Origin of the sequence: Desulfofarcimen acetoxidans DSM 771 (genome assembly GCF_000024205.1) — a bacterium.
Lineage (GTDB): Bacteria > Bacillota > Desulfotomaculia > Desulfotomaculales > Desulfofarciminaceae > Desulfofarcimen > Desulfofarcimen acetoxidans.
This window is the reverse complement of the sequence record NC_013216.1, coordinates 2333477-2350773: the sequence shown is the minus strand read 5'-3', so window position 1 is coordinate 2350773 and position 17297 is coordinate 2333477. Positions and strand designations below refer to the sequence as shown.

The following is a 17297-nucleotide window of genomic DNA, read 5'->3' as shown; positions in this document are numbered from 1 at the left end:
TGAAGTTAATATATCCCTTTCACCGTCTCGACACATATTGAGTACGTGGTAAGGGTAGAGAGGTGAAAGCCTTGGGATACAACGTTTTGGGGAATTGAGGTAAGATACGGAAAGCCGAGGGGTATTAACTCTCGGCTTTTTATTTACTCATACCTAGTTATAGGATAATATGACTGTTTACATATCAAGAAACAAGAAAAACTAGAATATTGAAAACATTTTTAATTTTTAGCAGAATATTAGTGTTTTGCGTTGAATAACTCATAAAATAAGGTTATTATGGTCATGAATTATGCACTTGCAGTAAATTAGTGTAAAAAGGTTCTAGAAAATGCTCAAAACATCTTGACAATTTTTAAATAGGAGTGTTAGATACAAATGGATTTTAAAACTAAGCTATACATGGGTTTTGGCAGCCTTTTGTTGTTGATGATGATCCCTTTGGGTATTGGTTTTAGTATTATTAGCCAATTAAAAAACTCCATGGATGAAGTTATGATAGTCCGGTATGAAAAGGTTCGCTTAGCGGATTTGGTTAATGATGAGACTTACAAGATTAGCCGTTATCTCAGAGATCTCATATTGTTAGATAATGATAAAGACAGCGTGCAAAAAAGAATTGAGCAAATAGAAAACTCCCGGGAAAACAGTTTAACTGCTCTGAATACCTTGGATAAAATTGTTATTAGGCCGCAGGCTAAAAAATTAACATCTCAAATCAAGTTGATGAGTATTTCTTATATTGATTTTCAGAAAGAGATAGAAGCAGATGTTAAGGACGGACGAAGAAATGATGCCAGGCATCTTTTATTAGCCAGTGATCAAAAGTTCAGAGATCAATTGTATGGGAGCAATGGGAGTATTAAGAAGCTTAAAGAACTTGAAGAGCAGACCATGAGTGATTTGGTAGATCAGGCGAGGCATAGTTACCAGCAAGCCATACGAATATATTCTATCTTTATAATCCTGGGTTTGCTGTTCGGTATGGGTATTATAATCTTATCAATTCGCAGTATAACCAGTAATATTAATAAAGTAACTGTTGCCATAAACAAAGTTGCCTCCTTAGGTCCACGAGATGAGCTTCCCCGTGTGGAAATATTCACCCAAGATGCCATAGGAGAAATTGCAAAAGCATTCAATGAAATGGCCAGCGCCCTGGAGGAGCAGGTTAAAAAGCAAAAAATGTATAATAAAACGTTGCAGGAACAAAACTGGTTGAAATCAAAAATTGCCAAAATTTCCACAATGTATTCAGGAGTCAAGGATTTACAAACTTTTGCTAGCTTATTGATAAATAAATTAACTCCGGTAGTTGGTGGAAATTACGGTGCTTTTTATATGTTAGAAAGCCAAGAAGAGCGATACTATCTCTCCCAAATAGCTGTCTATGCCTTTGACAAACGGGATATAACCTGCCCTAATTTCCAACTAGGAGAGGGGCTGGTAGGACAATGTGCATTAGAAAACAGAATCATAACTTTAACCCAAATTCCCGATAATTATATTAGGATTAACTCCGGGCTAGGCTCAGCACCGCCTAAAAATATTATAATCTATCCGGTGGAATTTGAAGGGCAAGTTTTGGCTGTATTGGAGCTGGCAACTTTGGAGGAATTTAACCCTATACAGCAGGAACTGCTTGAGCAGGTGTTAAGTAATGTCGGTATTACTATTGATAGAATAGTTAACTACATGCAGGTGGAAAAACTACTCAAGGAATCCCAGGTATTAACTGAAGAGTTGCAAACCCAAGCCGAGGAATTGCAAATCCAGCAGGAGGAATTAAAAACCTTTAATGAAAAACTGGATGAACAGTATAAGTTTTCTCACCAACGGGCGGTTGAATTAGAAAATATCAAAGTTGTTCTAGAGGAAAAAGCAAGTCAATTGGAGCTTAATTCCCGGTATAAGTCAGAGTTTCTCTCTAATATGTCTCACGAGTTACGAACACCCTTGAACAGTCTTTTAATTCTTGCTCAAATGCTGGCTGAAAATGATAATAGTAACTTAACCCATAAACAAGTTGAGTATGCGGAGACAATTTTATCTTCCGGCAGGGATTTATTAAGTCTAATTAATGATATTTTAGACTTATCCAAAGCAGAAGCGGGTAAAATGGATGTTTGCCCCAGGGTAGTGAAGTTAAAGGCTATACAAGAGTTTTTAAAACGACAATATCTACCTGTTGCTATCCAAAAAGGTATTACTTTTACTATACAGCTTAAAAATGGTCTGCCGGAGACTTTTATTACCGATGAACAAAGATTGCTGCAAATACTTAAGAATTTATTATCTAACGCTTTTAAATTTACGGAGCAGGGAAGTGTACTTCTTAGTATACGAAAGGCAGAAAAAAGGTTCACAGATAAACAGATACTCTTCGATAATGCTTCGACAATGTTAAGTTTTTCTGTTTCTGATACTGGTGTTGGAATTCCCCGGGACAAGCATATTATGATTTTTGAAGAATTCCGGCAGGCAGACGGGACAACCAGTCGTAAATACGGCGGCTCAGGCTTAGGTTTGTCCATCTCCAATAAAATTGCCATGTTGCTGGGTGGTTTTATTGAATTAGAAAGTGAAGAAGGTAAAGGCAGTACTTTCACACTTTATTTACCCTATAGTTTAGACAGTATTACGGCTGAAGCTGCATTGGGCGTTGAAGCAGCGGCAGAGCCGGATGAGCCGGTTATTGATGAACCTGGTGAAGATAATGCCGGTGAAGATAATGCCGGTGCAGCAATGGCAATAGATCATCATCGAGACTGGTTGGCGGGCCGAAAAATATTAATAGTAGATGATGATTTGCGAAATGTATTTTCTCTAACAGTAGTTCTTGAAAAACATGGGGTGAAGGTATTATTTGCAGAAAACGGTAAAGAAGGTATTAATGCTTTAAGGGAAAACCCTGATATTGACCTTGTACTAATGGATATTATGATGCCGGAAATGGACGGATATGAAGCCATGCAAACAATCCGACAAATACATGAATATGAAACATTACCGGTAATAGCTCTGACTGCCAAGGCCATGAAAAATGACCGAGAAAAGTGTATTGACGCGGGAGCCTCTGATTATATAAGTAAGCCGGTCAATGTAGAGCAGCTGCTTTCATTAATACAGGTATGGTTATATAAATAGGTGGTGACGAAATGGGTATTAATGAAGCAGCCAGTCAAGCAAAATATAATGAACAATTAGGAAAGCTTGAAATTCAGCTCCTTAATTATAGTAAGTATTTATGTTCACTTAGAATATGAATACTGTAATGGTTACTTTGGGGAAAAAGGAAGGAGCCGTTAATTTCAGCTCCTTCCTTTTTTACATTATTTTAACCAAATATCTTTTATTTGATCTGCTTGTTCTTGAGTGATAATTCCTGCTTGAACTACTTCGTCTAATCTTTTAACTTTTGCTTTTTTCCAATATTCACGACGTTCCTCTTTAGGCAAATTCTTTATTTTTTCCCATTCTGCTTTTCTTTCAGCCATTTTCGATTGGCGATAATCAACCCACTTGTTGGCTTGCTCCTGAGATATAATCTTTTTGGAAACAAGTTCGGTCATCTTTTCATTGAAATTATACTTTCCGTGACATACTTGAGAGCAAATCTGATTTGAAACCGGTGAGATATCCGTATTAGCAATGGCACTGCTTCCGAAAGATAGTACAGAGCTACCAATTATGATTGCTCCAATAAATCTTTTGATCTTCGGTGTTCTATTCACATAATCCCACCTTTCAGCTATTTTAGTAAACCTAACAAAATATTTATTATGCTTAGTTTAGGTTCACATTAATCTTATTTTGAGCTTTTTTTAATGAAAATATTAATCCATTTTCTGCACTTATTATAAAAAAAGACTATTAAAAAGAATGATAAATTAAATATTTTGATGATCATTTTTACTGAAAGTTGGGGGTAGGGTAATTTATACTATGAAACCCCAATAACGTAATTAAGTTAAGAGGTGTGCCTAGCGGTATATCTTTTTTTATATTTTACGAGATAGGGGGAATTTAAATATGGTTTAAAAACAAAAACGCAAGTTTGATATGCATGTTAGTGATAAAGAATTACAGAAAAAATTAGAGCAAGATGATAATTACGAAATTTTGAAAGCACCGACAAAGTAAGAAAAAAGCGTTCAATTTTTCTTTAGATGTAGGCGTATACGGTTGAGTATGGATCAAATGACTACCAAACTTATTTAATGTGAGAAAATTAAGGGTTCTTTTGATAAATTAATTTGTGGATTCACAGTTTAAATTTTCAATTAACAAGCGGATACATGTAGGTTATAATGTTGATAAGTAGGGTTATGATTCTGGTATAACCTGGGAGCGTGCTTAAAATAAAAAGTTTTATTAGGCTTTAGCTCATAACAATATATTTTTTGAATTAATGACGATTCTCAATATATAGCAGATAAAAATAAGAATTGCGGGTTTTTCAGCAACCTCCTAGGTTTATAAAAATTTTAAGGAGGGATAGGTATTCGTTATTTATTAGGTTCCACAACTTTAAAAGGTAAAATGATTAGACCAATAATTACAGTTATTACAGTTATTTTTATAATTGCTATGTCTGGTATATATTTAGTAACAAGATCGGAGATTGGTAATTTGATTTCCGAACAGGAGGAAAGTAAGTATGAAATGATTAATGATAGAATATTAAGTGATATTGACGTTATATCACAAAAAGCTAAAATGGCATTAGTACATATTACATCTAATCCTGAGATTCAAAAAGCTTTTGCCGAAAGAGATAGAATAAAATTGCAAGAATTAACAATGGGTACTTGGAATCAAGTTAAAAGTGAAGGAGTTGAGCAATTTCAATTTCATACAGCTCCCGCTACTGCTTTTTTACGATTACACTCACCCCAAAAATATGGTGATGACCTTTCCTCTTTCAGAGCAACAGTTGTTGAATCAAATAAAAATAAAAAGATTATTGCAGGCTTAGAAGAAGGTAAAGGTGGTGTTGGTTTTAGGGTTGTTGCTCCAATGTATTATAACGGTGAATATGCAGGCGGCTCAGTGGAATATGGCATGTCACTAACTAAAGACTTACTAAATAAATGGAAAGAGTCTACTGGTGGAGATGTGTTTTTCTATCTTGATATTAAAGATTCGGTATCGTGGAACAAAGAAAATGACAAATCCTTTCTAATTGGTACTGCTGAAAAAGATATTTTAGCAGTTAACTCTGATAAAATTAATACAATAATGAAGAGTGATGCCTTTGGTGTTATAAACAATGGACAAAATGCTGCTATTGTTGTTCCTGTAAAAGATTATCAAGGGAATCCGATAGCTTATGTTAAATGTAATTTAAATCGTTCCAACACTATATCACAATATAATAGAATTTCTTACATAATGATGAGTATCTGCTTATTAACGCTGATTGTTATTCTTGGTGCCGCTTACTTCATTCTTTCTAAAGTATTGAATCCTTTAAATGCTCTTGAAAAGAAACTTTCTGTAGTAGCCAATGGTGATTTAACTATGGATATTAGCATGCAAAGTGAAGAGCTTGGTGCTTTAGCAGCCCCAATTAATAAAATGATATCAAACCTTAAAGAGATTATTACGGAAATTAGTGATAGCTCTACAAATTTGGCTTCCTATAGTCAGGAACTAAGTGCTAATACGGAAGAGACAACAGCAATTGCTACTGAAACAAGTGTAAAGACTACTAGTACTACTGCTATAATGCAGAAAACTGTTAATAATACCTTAGCAATTAAAGAGGCAATCTTAGATGCTTCTAAAGAGGCTGAGAAAGGTCAAAGCACTATCGAAATAGTAACTGGAACTATGAATGATATTACTACGGCAACTAACAACATTACAAATGTTATTAAAGAATTAAATGACAATTTGACAAAGATTAGCTCTTTTGTTGAAAGTATCTCATCAATTGCCGAACAAACTAATTTATTAGCTTTAAACGCAGCGATAGAAGCTGCCAGAGCAGGAGAGAATGGCAAGGGATTTTCAGTTGTAGCTGAAGAGGTTAAAAAATTAGCCGAAGAATCAGCTAATACTTCTAAGCAAATAAAATCTTTAGTCGGTTTTATTCAGAGTCAGTCCGATCAAGCGGTTAAAGAAATGGTAATTAATATTTCTAAAGTTGAGAAAGGTGTTTTTGTTGTAAATAATGCTGGACAATCCTTTGATAATATTATCAGTAAAGTAATTGCACTTACTTCCCAAATAGAACAAATAACTGAAGGTGCTAAAGAAATCTATGAGACAATCTCTGATGTTGCTCAATCTACCAAAGAGTCTACTTCTTCAATGGAGGAGATAGCATTGTCAGTTGAATTTATGGTACAATTATCCGAAAAATTAAGTAGAATTACTAACAGATTTCAAGTTTAATTTACTGTTATTATTGAAACACTAAATAATCGGCACAGACATAAACAAGTAAGTATGTGGTAATACAATAGTAGGGCTAAATTTAGCTCTACTTTTTTATTTTAATTACATATATAATTCTATGCAATTTTAAAAAATTAATATAGATACTCTTAAACATGCCAAATATAATCTGGCGGTTAACTTGAAGCCTGGAGACACAGAACTTGAGAAGGCCCGTACCAGATGAATATTCCGGTGCAATCTTCACCGGAATATTCATTGGATAGTGATTATCACGGTAAAAGGTAGTTGAGAGTATTAAAGTGAGTTGTAGTGCAGATTTGCCGATATAAGTTTATTATGTGGATTTATACTCTTAAAAATCCTAATTAATGATTATGATCCCACAGATTTTTTTAGTATTTATTTTACATCACGTTTTCTATACTAACTCACCTTGAGCAGCTGCTGTTAAAAGTGTTTGACCTATACCCACAAGAAAATTTCCAAGAGAATTTTGTTCATTAATATTCAAATAATTTATTAATAATATGCCAATCAATGCAGATAATAATGTAAACTGTTGGGGCGGTAATGATAACAGCCATGAAGAATTGCCAATATTATTAGTTCTAGCTTTAGAACTAATATTTATTTCTTCAAATGATTTTTGGTTTTCATTCATAATTTGGAGTGTTCACTTCCTTAGTATAATAATATTAGGCCGCCTAAAATTATATATGTATATATATATGTTTATCTTATACATATGGTTCATAGGGTATAGAGTCAGGATGCTTAAATTAGTTATGCATTGCATTTAGACTGGAAGACAGTGCGAAAGTGTGTCGATATGACGGACTTCAACGAACCGGTTAACAAGCCAGCTTCAGAACAGCGTTTCTGCCCCAAACTGGACCCCTATAAGCCGACTATTGACGAATTGTAACTGCTAAAATAGAATGTACAAAAATCATTAATTAAAGATGTACAGCAATTTACAGATAGTACCTTTCCGTGTATGATGTAATCTTTAAGAATATACATCACGGAGAGGACAAAATGATGCAAGAAAAAATGTGGGAAATGTATTACAGAATACAAGAGTTAAAGCGTATGGGTTAAACAAATCACAGATAGCAACGGGTATAGAACATCTTAACGCTCACTCATTAGTGTAGAGAAGATAAGCTGGCTTAAAAAGGCAGCACTCTTAATTAAACTAAAAGTATCGAAAAGGAATTGATTTTAAAGCTATTATGTAATAAAATAATACCTAGATATGCTATGTATAGATATATGATTGTTGCGAAAGGGGGATTTTCTTGAGTGTAAATAAAGAGTTGCTAAAAGGAAGTACGGTTATTCTGGTTTTAAGTTTACTAGACCGAGAACCAATGTACGGCTACCAAATGATAAAGGAAATTGAAAACAAATCGAGTGGGGTTTTTAAATTTAAAGAAGGAACACTCTATCCTATTTTACACTCATTAGAGGCTGATGGCATGATTAACGCCAATTGGTGGGGAAATGAAGGCAGTCGTCAAAGAAAGTATTATCAAATTACCAAAAAAGGGAACCTTTATTTAAAGGATAAACAACAAGAGTGGGTAACATTTCGTTCAGCAGTTGATAAATTTCTAACGAGGGAGGCTTATGTATGGTCATAACTGAGAATGATAAAATAATGGCATATATCAATGACGTATGCTCACAAATAAAATTCCGTGAAGTTCATAATGAAATTAAAATTGAACTTATAAGCCATTTTCAAGAGATTGTTGAAGGATATTTGTTGGATGGTTTTTCTGAGAATGAAGTTGTTAGCAAAGCAATTAATCAGATGGGTAGTGCAGAAATAGTAGGAAAACAACTTAACAAAGTTCATAAACCGAAACCAGAATGGAGTATCTTATCTATAAGCCTTATTTTCGTTAGCTTAGGTTTATTAGCAATGCATTTTATTGAAAAACAAGGATTGTTCACAGCTACCCCTATCCCTATATTTACTAGAAGTTTAATTTTCATAATTATTGGAGCAGTCATTGGAACTGGATTATATTTTTTTGATTATAGAAAATTAGAACCCTATTCTAAACATATCTATCTGGTTAGCGTATTAACTTTAGTGATTGTAATTATTTTGGGTCAACGTTTTAATGATAATCTCTATTTAAGAATAGGGCCGCTTTATCTTAATATTGTAGATATTAGCCCATTATTATTAAGCATAGCTTTATCCGGCATTTTTAATAATTGGGATTGGAATAAACCTAAGAAGTTATTTCAGGGCTTGTTATTATGCGTGGTGCCGCTAATACTTATTTTGGTAATTGGTTCAATGTCTAATAGCATTATTTACTCTATAACTTGTATTATACTTATGATAGTTTCAGGGGCAAGATACAGAAATTCCTTAGTGTATATTGGTATAGTCTCAGGTATGATGATTATGTTATCAATTATAAGTACCCCATACAGATTATTTATTAACCCCGAAAAAGAATTTTTAGGTAGTGGCTGGACTATACAGTTAAGCAAGTTAATTAGCAATTCTGGGCTTTATGGACATGGATTCACTCAAAAACTAAAAAATATACCCTACCTGCATACTGATTTTATGTTTTCCTACATAACTGTTACTTTTGGTTGGATTGTAGGGAGTGTTCTGGCTGCTTTGGTTGTTATATATATAATACGTATATCAAGTATAATATCAGTAGTAAAAAACAATTATGCCAGACTTCTTATTAGTGGATTTGTTACCATCTTTGCCCTCCAGTTTTTATGGAACATATTCATGAATTTAGGGTTGGCTCCTATAAGTGGGGTTGGGCTACCTTTTATGAGTTTTGGTGGTACGCCGTTAATTTTCAATGCTGCAATCTTGGGCATAATTTCTAGTATTTACAGACGAAGGTATGTTTCAAAAACTGTAATTAATAATAGCTAAAATATAGGATTTAGATGCTCCGCATTGTTGAGGGACATCGGTTTCTTGAACATGTGGATCAAGAGAAAGCAGGTCAAAATGGCTGCATACATGAAAAATATCATTCCTTTTCTGGAATATTAAAGCCTCGATTTTATCAAGAACACTAAACAGCAAGGATTAAAAGGAGTGGTTAAAGGAATTTATTGAAAGTAATGCACTTCATCTGCTCAGTGTTAGAGAAGGAAGTAAATACCTAAAGGTAGAATAGAAATGCCTGAGCTGGAGAGAAAGACCGGGCTGAAGAATTTCGAAAACGTGCGATGGGTGCCGGTAGTTATGATGAAACTTATAAATAATCAGCCAAATACTGGTGAGATACTGTTTAGTAAAGATGGAAGTCCTGGAATCGCATATTACATTGATGAGAAGCCGATAAAAATGATACCGTCTGGTGGTATTTTAAGGCTTACGGTAAAAACTGATTGTATATTGCCAGAATACTTAACATTAGTTCTAAACTCATTTGTTATCCGGCAACAAATGAAAAGAGATGTGGGAGGATCTATTATACTCCATTGGCGATTTGAGCAAATAAAAAATGTTCTGATTCCAATTGTGGAAGAATATATTCAACGGCAAATAAAAGAAAAAGTAAAAAAGGCCTTTGAACCACGCAAAAAGGCCCTAGTTATTTTGGATTTAGCAAGGAGAAGTATTGAAAATGCAATTGAAACAAACGAGAATAACGCTATTTCTTGGCTAAATGCCGAGGTGGACAAGCTGGGAGTGAATTTGAATGGCTAATAATTACCGGGATTGGGTGGGGCTAATAGACATTAATATAGACTTTTTCTCCGCATTTATAAAATCATGGATTGCATTTAATAGCTGGTACAGATCTGTATACGCTGAGAGAACTGACAGAGTCATTATTGATAAACTTAAAAATGAAGATAATGATTTTAAACATTACATCCTAAGTTTAATAAGTGGTACTTCTTCAGAGTCTGAGAATTTTCGTGTCAATATCGGTAATCTACATACCGCACTAGAAAATTCCGCCATTAACACTCAGGAAAGAAGTAGAAGAAGAGAGCGCATCACTTTCACGAGCATTGCAACCAATAATCCTAAAAATAGTGTCCCTTGGACAAACCATTACCAAAACAAGTTCAAAATTACTCGCACAAATAGTATGTTACCTGCGATTATATCGAGAGAGTATCGTGACAACTTCACCCCCTATTCAACAATACCTCTTACTGCTTACCAATTCCCTAACATATTGTGATATAATACCCTTGGTGGTATAAATGAAAACCAAAATTCTCTTATTAGTATAGAGCTTCAAAGAGATAAAATTAAAAGCGCATCAGTAGATGCGTTTTTTTAACAGAGCTTTTAGTGGGTGGTGGTAAATTGAAATATCTTTGGCTTATAACGCTTTGGATTAGTTTTGGCACAATTCATAGTTTGCTCGCTTCTACCCGTGTTAAGGGTTGGTTTCTAAATAAGTTAGGGAAATATTTTGCGTTTTATGGTTTAGCGTATAATTTAATCTCTACAGTAATGGCATTGTCTATTTTTCTATTTATGCAAACAATGAATTCAAACACTATAATAAATTATAGTTATCCCTGGGATATGATACAAAAATTATTGTTAGCTGGTTCTGTGATAGTCATGGCAATTGCTTTTTTAAAATATGATTCTCTTGAATTTTTGGGTATCCGTCAAATTATGATTTTCTTCTCTAAGAATTTCCTACTCGTAAATTCACAGCAGCACTTTATAAATACTGGACTGTTTAGGATAGTACGTCATCCGATATATTTAGCTGCGATAATTTTTCTATGGTGTAAAAGTAAAACCGTGGCCGATATTATATCAAGTGCTATTCTTACTATGTATATTATTGTTGGCTCTGTTTTTGAGGAAAGAAAACTGGCATTAAGGTATGGTCAAGATTATCTTGATTATAAGAAGCAAGTGCCGATGTTTATACCCTTTTTTAAAAAAAGGGTATATTAGCACGTAGTTGGTTATCTCAGCTAATCCATAGACATATGTGTGATCGCAGAATACTCTTTAGCCATCAATTACCAATAAAAAAATCGCCAATAACAGCTTGTATGAGTACGGAATTCTTATTATATAAGGGTGAAAGTGGGTTTAACGCAGAGTTATAACATACTCCAGAATATCGAAAATATTATTTCAAAAGAACTTGTACACTAGCGGTATAAATTTGTCTGTGGGCAATACCGGCGAGTCACTTACCCTGGGGCCAGTTAGCGGTATGGACACCTACAGGGGAATAAGAATGAGCCGCATATCGTCTGACATGCACCCTTATAACAGCACCTACACAAGCAACCCGTCAATAGGCAGTTCAACTCATAAATGGTATCAGCTTCGGGCTTATTATGTTACCTCCGGGGACATGCGCTTTGAGGAAAAGAACTGTGCAATATGCGGTAAACCCCTTAAATCCGGCGACATACTGCATTTGCTGGTTCACACGATACACGAAGAACATGGCACCATGACCATACCAATCATGATCAATGCAAAGGCATCCCGAAGGTGCTTACTATTGACATTCCAGAGACTGAGGATGAGTATTCCCTTGACTCTGACGGCGAGGTTAGAAAGCGAATAGTCCTGGCTTACGAAGAAGTGGATGAGGATGTTACCGAGTTAGAACCTGGCTATTTCCTAGACGAGAAAAACGGTTATTTTATGAAGGAAGCGTTTAAGACCAAGATAGCCAGGGAGGGAGTTGAATCGAAGAATACACCGCATGGCATTAAATTTTTCGAAGGTGATAAAGAAGTTACCCTGGACGAAATACTGGAAGAAGTAGAGATATTCCCAGAGGAACAGATTAACGGAAATGAAGCGGTAACTACCTCCCTGGTAAAGAGAAGGGCGGTAAAGAGCAAAAAGGTTAATATTGAGGTAGGTAAACTGGCTGATAAAACTGAGGAAGTCGAGATTGAGCCGGGGGAGCAGGCAGAACAAACTGAGGAAGTTATAGAAGGGCGTGAATAACGTCTTTTTTTATTTTCTTTAAAGGGGGACGGGTTAAGTGGATGACGCAATTATCAAAGGAGCATTAGAGCAAGGTATATGGGTGGCACTATTCGTTTCCCTTTTCTATTACCAGCTAAAAGAAAGTAAGCATCGGGAAGAACGGTTAATGGCTTTTATTGATGACATCGCACAGCAGTTTAAAATACTGGACAGTAGGACTACCAAGATTTACAGCGATATTGAGGACATTAAAAAACAACTTAAGGGTAGGAGGGCTTCTAATGGTTAATATTAGCGTAGATTTACTTTCGGTAGGAGCCAAGTGGCCTTTTTGTTTATATTTGGTTCTCAATACAACGCATGCAAAATATCCCCCTATATAGCTGTTCTTTATAACGATGGTGATGATTCTCATAGGTGTAGAATTGATTCCCATTACAATAATCGGGGGAGTTCTACATGACAAAAAAATCTCAAAGCATGTGGAGTGTGTGAGGAAAGAAAGAAGATAAACAATTGTTGTACTTATTGGGTTTGCGATAAGATTAAAATATGCTCCTGTAGGCAGTAAAAGCTATACAGTTGTCAAGGGAAACATGGTAATGTTATTCTTAAGGACAGAAAAGAATATGTAAATATGGAGTGTTAGAGATGAAAGTAGATAAAGGAATTGAGATGCTTGAAATATCAGCCAATGTAATGGGAAAACCAGGCATCATTTACCCAACACTGATTTGGAGTAATGATGAAGTAGTTCTTATTGATGCCGGATTTCCGGACCAAATCGCTTTGTTTCGAGATGCATTTAAAAAAGCTGGAGTACCATTTAACAAATTAAAGATAATAATTCTTACGCATCAAGACATTGACCATATTGGAAGTCTTTTGAGTATTCAAACAGAGCTGCCTAATGTTAAGGTACTTGCCCACGAAGAAGAAAAGGCATATATACAGGGTGATAAATCTCCGATTAAGGTGGCACAACTAGAAGCCAGACTGAACTCTCTATCACCGGAGGGGAAAGCGATATATGAAAAACTTAAAGCTGGATTCCAAAATTGCAAAGCTAAGATTGATAAGACCTTGATGGGTCAGGAGGAATTACCATACTGTGGTGGCATTACTGTTATTTATACGCCAGGGCATACACCTGGACATATTTGTCTGTACCATAAACAAAGTAAAACACTAATATCTGGTGATTTGTTGAGTATAGAAGAAGGGCGACTTATCAAAACTCCATCATTTGTTGATTTTGATAATGATTTAGCTAAGAACTCATTAAAAAAACTTATTCAATATGATATTGAAAAAGTCATATGCTATCACGGGGGTTTGTTTAAAGATAAAACAAACACTAGGATTGCAGAGTTAACCGGCAATAAATAAAGATATCTGCGATAGGAAGGTTGACTTAATGGTTGCAAGTCCATTATGAAAATTCGAATACAATGAAGTCTAATTTTTGAAAAAAATTTTACACAGAGTTGTTGTTCAAAAAGAGAAATCTATGTCAGAATCGTTAGAGGAGAAATAAATTTCCTTTTTTAGGAATATGTAAGCCGCAAAGAGCTATCCTTCAAAAAGAATTTATTAAGAAAGTTAAAAAAGAAAAATTAATTGATTGGAATTTTATCTTCATGCTTTGGGAAATGCCGGAGCGTGAGTTTCAATATCTAATCATTGATTACATGACTGCATTAAGGCATTGTTTACATAAAAAGGATATGGATAATATTAGAACTTTAATAATAACTAAGTCATGGTGGGATACAGTAGATACCTTTGCTGTGAGTATTACAGGAGTATTATGCCTTAATTATTTGGAACTTATTGAAAGTCATATATTAAAGTGGGCTGAGAGCGATAGTACTTGGCTTGTTAGAACTGCTATTTTGTTTCAGTTAAAATATAAAGAAAAAACCGATACAGAATTGCTCAGACTAATTATCACTAAAAACAGTAACACAAAGGAATTTTTTATTAATAAAGCTATTGGATGGTCGTTAAGAGAGTATTCTAAAACAAATAGAGAATGGGTAAAGAAATTTATCGAAAATAATGCACTTCACTCGCTAAGCGTAAGAGAAGGAAGTAAATATCTATAATTATTTCTTGTGCATTAATTGCTGAATGTATTTCTCAGGGACTCTTATATCGTTATTTTAATTCTAAAGAGGAAATTTCCGTTAAGTTCATAAAGATTGCATATAATAGGATGATTGCAGTTGCACTGGCCCTGGAAATTCTTCCTTTGCAGAAAAGCGATGTCTTATGAAAATACAATAGCTGAACTTTTGAGGTATTCAGCTATCCGGTTTGCTTCATATTAGTAGATAAGTTCATGGAATCCACTGCGCAAATAAATATCTATGTGTATTTTCCAAAAATAAATTATTGTCAGAGAGCTATTGACGTTAAACTAGATGGTTTCTTAAATATTGCTAAGATAAAAATTTGGTTAAAAAATAAACGCCAAATTATTGGATATTGACATAACGTTTAAAAAAGAATATAATTTCACTAGTAATTTAGTAATTTACTAGACCAGTAAGTATGATGAGAGGAGTAAAGTAATGAAAATACCAACTATCTTAAAGCATAAACCAGTTATAGTTTCTGAAAACTATGAAAATGTTGATGGCAGATATGCTTATAATTCCGATGCCAAGGGTCTTTCATTAGGGTTGGCACAATGGAATGATCGGGGCAAGATAGATATATCCGCAAAAGTATGGAGATATACAGGTGAAAAATGGTCAAGACAGTCTGAGGAATTGCCATTGCACCGTGTACTCGACCTGGCAATTCTGGTGTGTAGAGCAAAACTGCATTTTCAAGAAGCTTATCGGTATGAGAAATTATATGATACGGAAAAGCCCGTGATAGATAGAGTAGGCTTACAGGGTGACGCCATGACAGTTGCCGTATGTACCGACAATGAAAAGATTAATGAGGATATTAAGTTATTCAGCCAGTCTCTTAGTAATGATGATGAACTCCTTGGAGAACGCTTGAGTACTTTATCAAGGATTCTAAAAGAAATGGGATATTAATATATATATTTTTGACATATTAAGGAATTAACAAAAATATTATAGTTAAAGTAGAAAATATTGATTAAATTGTGTATAATTTTAGGAGTATGCTTGAATAGCATGCTCTTTTATAATCTTATAACATTTATTGCATACGGAGAATAAAAATGTTTATGTACATATTTTCAATCGCACTAATAGTTGCATCAAATGTCCTTTACAACATATGCCAAAAATCAACACCGAAAGAAGTTAATCCTTTTTCAGCATTAATTATTACTTATTTAATTGCAATAATTTTAAATATAATTTTTTTTCAACTTTTAAAAGATGATCAAGGTTTTTTTCAATCGCTTAAAGATTTGAATTGGACAAGTATATTTCTTGGATTTTCTATTGTTGGTCTGGAATTAGGTTATTTAATGGCCTACCGGTCTGGTTGGAAAATTAGTGTTGGCTCCTTGGTAGCTAATATTGCTCTTGCACTTATGTTGATACCCATTGGAATATTGTTTTACAAAGAGGGATTTGGTTTGTACAAAGTATTTGGGTCGGCTTTTTGCATCATTGGTTTAATTCTAATTAATAAATAGCGGCCTATTTAAAAAATAAATTTAATGATAACGGGAGTATATTAATATGAAAAAACAAATACCGTTAAGCGAACTTGAGAGACGTATTAACTCTTTAAGAACCAAAATGGAGAAATTATGTCCTGACTGGGAAATGATTGCTATTTTTAGTAACATCAACTTATATTATTTCACCGGAACCGTACAAGATGGTATGTTGCTTATACCCCGAAACGATGATGCAGTATTCTGGGTAAGACGCAGTTATGAACGAGCTTTGGATGAATCGTTATTTACAAGGATTAAACCAATGACTAGTTACCGTGAGGCAGCAGCATCTATGAAAAAATTTCCTGAAACAGTTTACATGGAAACTGAGATAGTACCGCTGGCGTTATACCAGCGCTTTCAGAAGTACTTCCCTTTTACTCATGTGAAATCAGTTGATAAATATATAGCCGGGGTAAGAGCAATTAAGAGCAGTTTTGAACTTTCATTGATGGTACAGGCTGGTTCAATTCACCAGAGGACACTGGAACAATATGTACCACAACTGTTGAAAGAAGGTATCAGTGAAGTAGATTTAGCAACCGAATTATATTCTATTATGGTAACTGAAGGACATCACGGAGTTGCACGCTTTGGTGCATTTGGCGCAGAGATAGTATTAGGGCTTGTATGTTTTGGTGATAGTTCTATCTATCCAACATATTTTGATGTGCCGGGAGGTAATTACGGTTCGTGCCCTGCGGTACCATTACTAGGCAATCGTTATCGCAAGCTTAAGAAAGGTGATCTAGTTTTTATTGATATAGGTTGTGGAGTAAGCGGTTATCATACTGATAAAACCATGACTTATATGTTTGGCAAATCGCTGTCACAAGAAGCGATTTCTGCACATAAGCAGTGTGTCGATATACAAAATAGAATTGCTGAGATGCTAAAACCGGGTGCTGTTCCGGCACAAATATATAAAAATACAATAAACAATCTTAGTCCTGAGTTTCTCGAAAATTTTATGGGTTACGGGAATCGCAGGTCCAAATTTTTGGGACATGGGATAGGTTTATTAATTGATGAATTGCCTGTGATAGCAGAAGGGTTTACTGAGCCGATAGAAGAAGGAATGGTTTTTGCAATTGAACCTAAAAAGGGTATTAAAAATATTGGTATGGTTGGAACTGAAAACACTTTTATAGTTACTCCTAACGGTGGACTTTGTATTACCGGAGATAATCCGGGATTAATTCCTGTGTATTGATTAAGAAGAGTTAGTTAAATTAAAAGCTGTAAAACAGTTTTGTATAACTAGCATGATTACAACCACAAGAA

General features: G+C 34.6%; 16 protein-coding genes and 1 pseudogene. 15 read left to right on the top strand and 2 right to left on the bottom strand.

Annotation, left to right across the window (positions count from 1 at the left end; all coding sequences use genetic code 11):
• Nucleotides 1-378 precede the first annotated feature (378 nt).
• The gene (locus tag DTOX_RS10690) at nt 379-3147 is read left to right on the top strand and encodes a response regulator (RefSeq protein WP_015757705.1); all 2769 of its coding nucleotides are present in this window, start codon (nt 379-381) and stop codon (nt 3145-3147) included.
• A 185-nt stretch (nt 3148-3332) separates the two neighbouring features.
• On the opposite strand, the gene DTOX_RS10685 is transcribed toward DTOX_RS10690, so the two are convergent.
• Nucleotides 3333-3734: a hypothetical protein gene (locus DTOX_RS10685; RefSeq protein WP_015757703.1), complete on the bottom strand. Its 402-nt coding sequence runs from the start codon at nt 3732-3734 to the stop codon at nt 3333-3335.
• 931 nt (nt 3735-4665) lie between these two features.
• Here DTOX_RS10685 and DTOX_RS10680 point away from each other — a divergent pair.
• Nucleotides 4666-6402 (top strand): methyl-accepting chemotaxis protein, encoded by a 1737-nt coding sequence (locus DTOX_RS10680; RefSeq protein ID WP_162013536.1) that lies wholly within the window; start codon nt 4666-4668, stop codon nt 6400-6402.
• A gap of 424 nt (nt 6403-6826) precedes the next feature.
• Here the strand turns inward: DTOX_RS10680 and DTOX_RS10675 are convergent, their stop codons facing one another.
• Nucleotides 6827-7069: a hypothetical protein gene (locus tag DTOX_RS10675; RefSeq protein WP_042317119.1), complete on the bottom strand. Its 243-nt coding sequence runs from the start codon at nt 7067-7069 to the stop codon at nt 6827-6829.
• 640 nt (nt 7070-7709) lie between these two features.
• Between DTOX_RS10675 and DTOX_RS10670 the strand changes: the two genes are divergently transcribed.
• The 13 genes and pseudogenes from DTOX_RS10670 (at nt 7710) to DTOX_RS10615 (ending at nt 17226) form a co-directional block, all read left to right on the top strand.
• Nucleotides 7710-8054 carry a PadR family transcriptional regulator gene (locus DTOX_RS10670; protein WP_015757701.1) on the top strand — a complete coding sequence of 115 codons (345 nt, stop codon included), beginning with the start codon at nt 7710-7712 and terminating at the stop codon, nt 8052-8054.
• Nucleotides 8045-9337, top strand: coding sequence for an FtsW/RodA/SpoVE family cell cycle protein (locus tag DTOX_RS10665; RefSeq protein ID WP_015757700.1), 1293 nt, complete (start codon nt 8045-8047; stop codon nt 9335-9337). The genes DTOX_RS10670 and DTOX_RS10665 overlap by 10 nt, the downstream gene beginning before the upstream one ends.
• Nucleotides 9338-9589: 252 nt before the next feature.
• The gene (locus DTOX_RS10660) at nt 9590-10123 is read left to right on the top strand and encodes a restriction endonuclease subunit S (RefSeq protein ID WP_015757699.1); all 534 of its coding nucleotides are present in this window, start codon (nt 9590-9592) and stop codon (nt 10121-10123) included.
• Entirely contained in the window at nt 10116-10610 is a 495-nt protein-coding gene (locus DTOX_RS10655; RefSeq protein WP_015757698.1) for a hypothetical protein, read from the top strand. The genes DTOX_RS10660 and DTOX_RS10655 overlap by 8 nt, the downstream gene beginning before the upstream one ends.
• Before the next feature lie 128 nt (nt 10611-10738).
• The gene (locus DTOX_RS10650) at nt 10739-11350 is read left to right on the top strand and encodes a methyltransferase family protein (RefSeq protein ID WP_015757697.1); all 612 of its coding nucleotides are present in this window, start codon (nt 10739-10741) and stop codon (nt 11348-11350) included.
• A gap of 217 nt (nt 11351-11567) precedes the next feature.
• Nucleotides 11568-11981, top strand: coding sequence for a hypothetical protein (locus DTOX_RS23475; protein WP_162013535.1), 414 nt, complete (start codon nt 11568-11570; stop codon nt 11979-11981).
• Nucleotides 11906-12373 carry a hypothetical protein gene (locus DTOX_RS10645; protein ID WP_015757696.1) on the top strand — a complete coding sequence of 156 codons (468 nt, stop codon included), beginning with the start codon at nt 11906-11908 and terminating at the stop codon, nt 12371-12373. The genes DTOX_RS23475 and DTOX_RS10645 overlap by 76 nt, the downstream gene beginning before the upstream one ends.
• Nucleotides 12374-12410: 37 nt before the next feature.
• A complete protein-coding gene (locus DTOX_RS10640; protein ID WP_015757695.1) occupies nt 12411-12644 on the top strand; it encodes a BhlA/UviB family holin-like peptide in 234 nt (77 codons plus the stop codon).
• Between the two features lie 362 nt (nt 12645-13006).
• Complete coding sequence (locus DTOX_RS10635; RefSeq protein WP_015757693.1) at nt 13007-13744, top strand: MBL fold metallo-hydrolase; 738 nt, start codon at nt 13007-13009, stop codon at nt 13742-13744.
• A gap of 152 nt (nt 13745-13896) precedes the next feature.
• Nucleotides 13897-14463, top strand: a pseudogene (locus DTOX_RS10630) (DNA alkylation repair protein); the annotation flags it as partial.
• Between the two features lie 468 nt (nt 14464-14931).
• Nucleotides 14932-15411 (top strand): DUF6530 family protein, encoded by a 480-nt coding sequence (locus DTOX_RS10625; protein WP_015757692.1) that lies wholly within the window; start codon nt 14932-14934, stop codon nt 15409-15411.
• Nucleotides 15412-15560: 149 nt separating this feature from the next.
• Nucleotides 15561-15986, top strand: a complete 426-nt coding sequence (locus DTOX_RS10620) for an EamA family transporter (protein ID WP_015757691.1) — start codon at nt 15561-15563, stop codon at nt 15984-15986.
• Nucleotides 15987-16032: 46 nt separating this feature from the next.
• Nucleotides 16033-17226, top strand: a complete 1194-nt coding sequence (locus DTOX_RS10615; RefSeq protein WP_015757690.1) for a M24 family metallopeptidase — start codon at nt 16033-16035, stop codon at nt 17224-17226.
• Nucleotides 17227-17297 lie beyond the last annotated feature (71 nt).

Excerpts from the sequence above, each read along its gene's own strand:
- DTOX_RS10690 (WP_015757705.1), top strand. The coding sequence starts at position 379 with ATGGATTTTAAAACTAAGCTATACATGGGTTTTGGCAGCCTTTTGTTG.
- DTOX_RS10680 (WP_162013536.1), top strand. The coding sequence starts at position 4,666 with ATGATTAATGATAGAATATTAAGTGATATTGACGTTATATCACAAAAA.
- DTOX_RS10675 (WP_042317119.1), bottom strand. The coding sequence starts at position 7,069 with ATGAATGAAAACCAAAAATCATTTGAAGAAATAAATATTAGTTCTAAA.
- DTOX_RS10665 (WP_015757700.1), top strand. The coding sequence starts at position 8,045 with ATGGTCATAACTGAGAATGATAAAATAATGGCATATATCAATGACGTA.
- DTOX_RS10660 (WP_015757699.1), top strand. The coding sequence starts at position 9,590 with ATGCCTGAGCTGGAGAGAAAGACCGGGCTGAAGAATTTCGAAAACGTG.
- DTOX_RS10655 (WP_015757698.1), top strand. The coding sequence starts at position 10,116 with ATGGCTAATAATTACCGGGATTGGGTGGGGCTAATAGACATTAATATA.
- DTOX_RS10635 (WP_015757693.1), top strand. The coding sequence starts at position 13,007 with ATGAAAGTAGATAAAGGAATTGAGATGCTTGAAATATCAGCCAATGTA.
- DTOX_RS10625 (WP_015757692.1), top strand. The coding sequence starts at position 14,932 with ATGAAAATACCAACTATCTTAAAGCATAAACCAGTTATAGTTTCTGAA.
- DTOX_RS10620 (WP_015757691.1), top strand. The coding sequence starts at position 15,561 with ATGTTTATGTACATATTTTCAATCGCACTAATAGTTGCATCAAATGTC.
- DTOX_RS10615 (WP_015757690.1), top strand. The coding sequence starts at position 16,033 with ATGAAAAAACAAATACCGTTAAGCGAACTTGAGAGACGTATTAACTCT.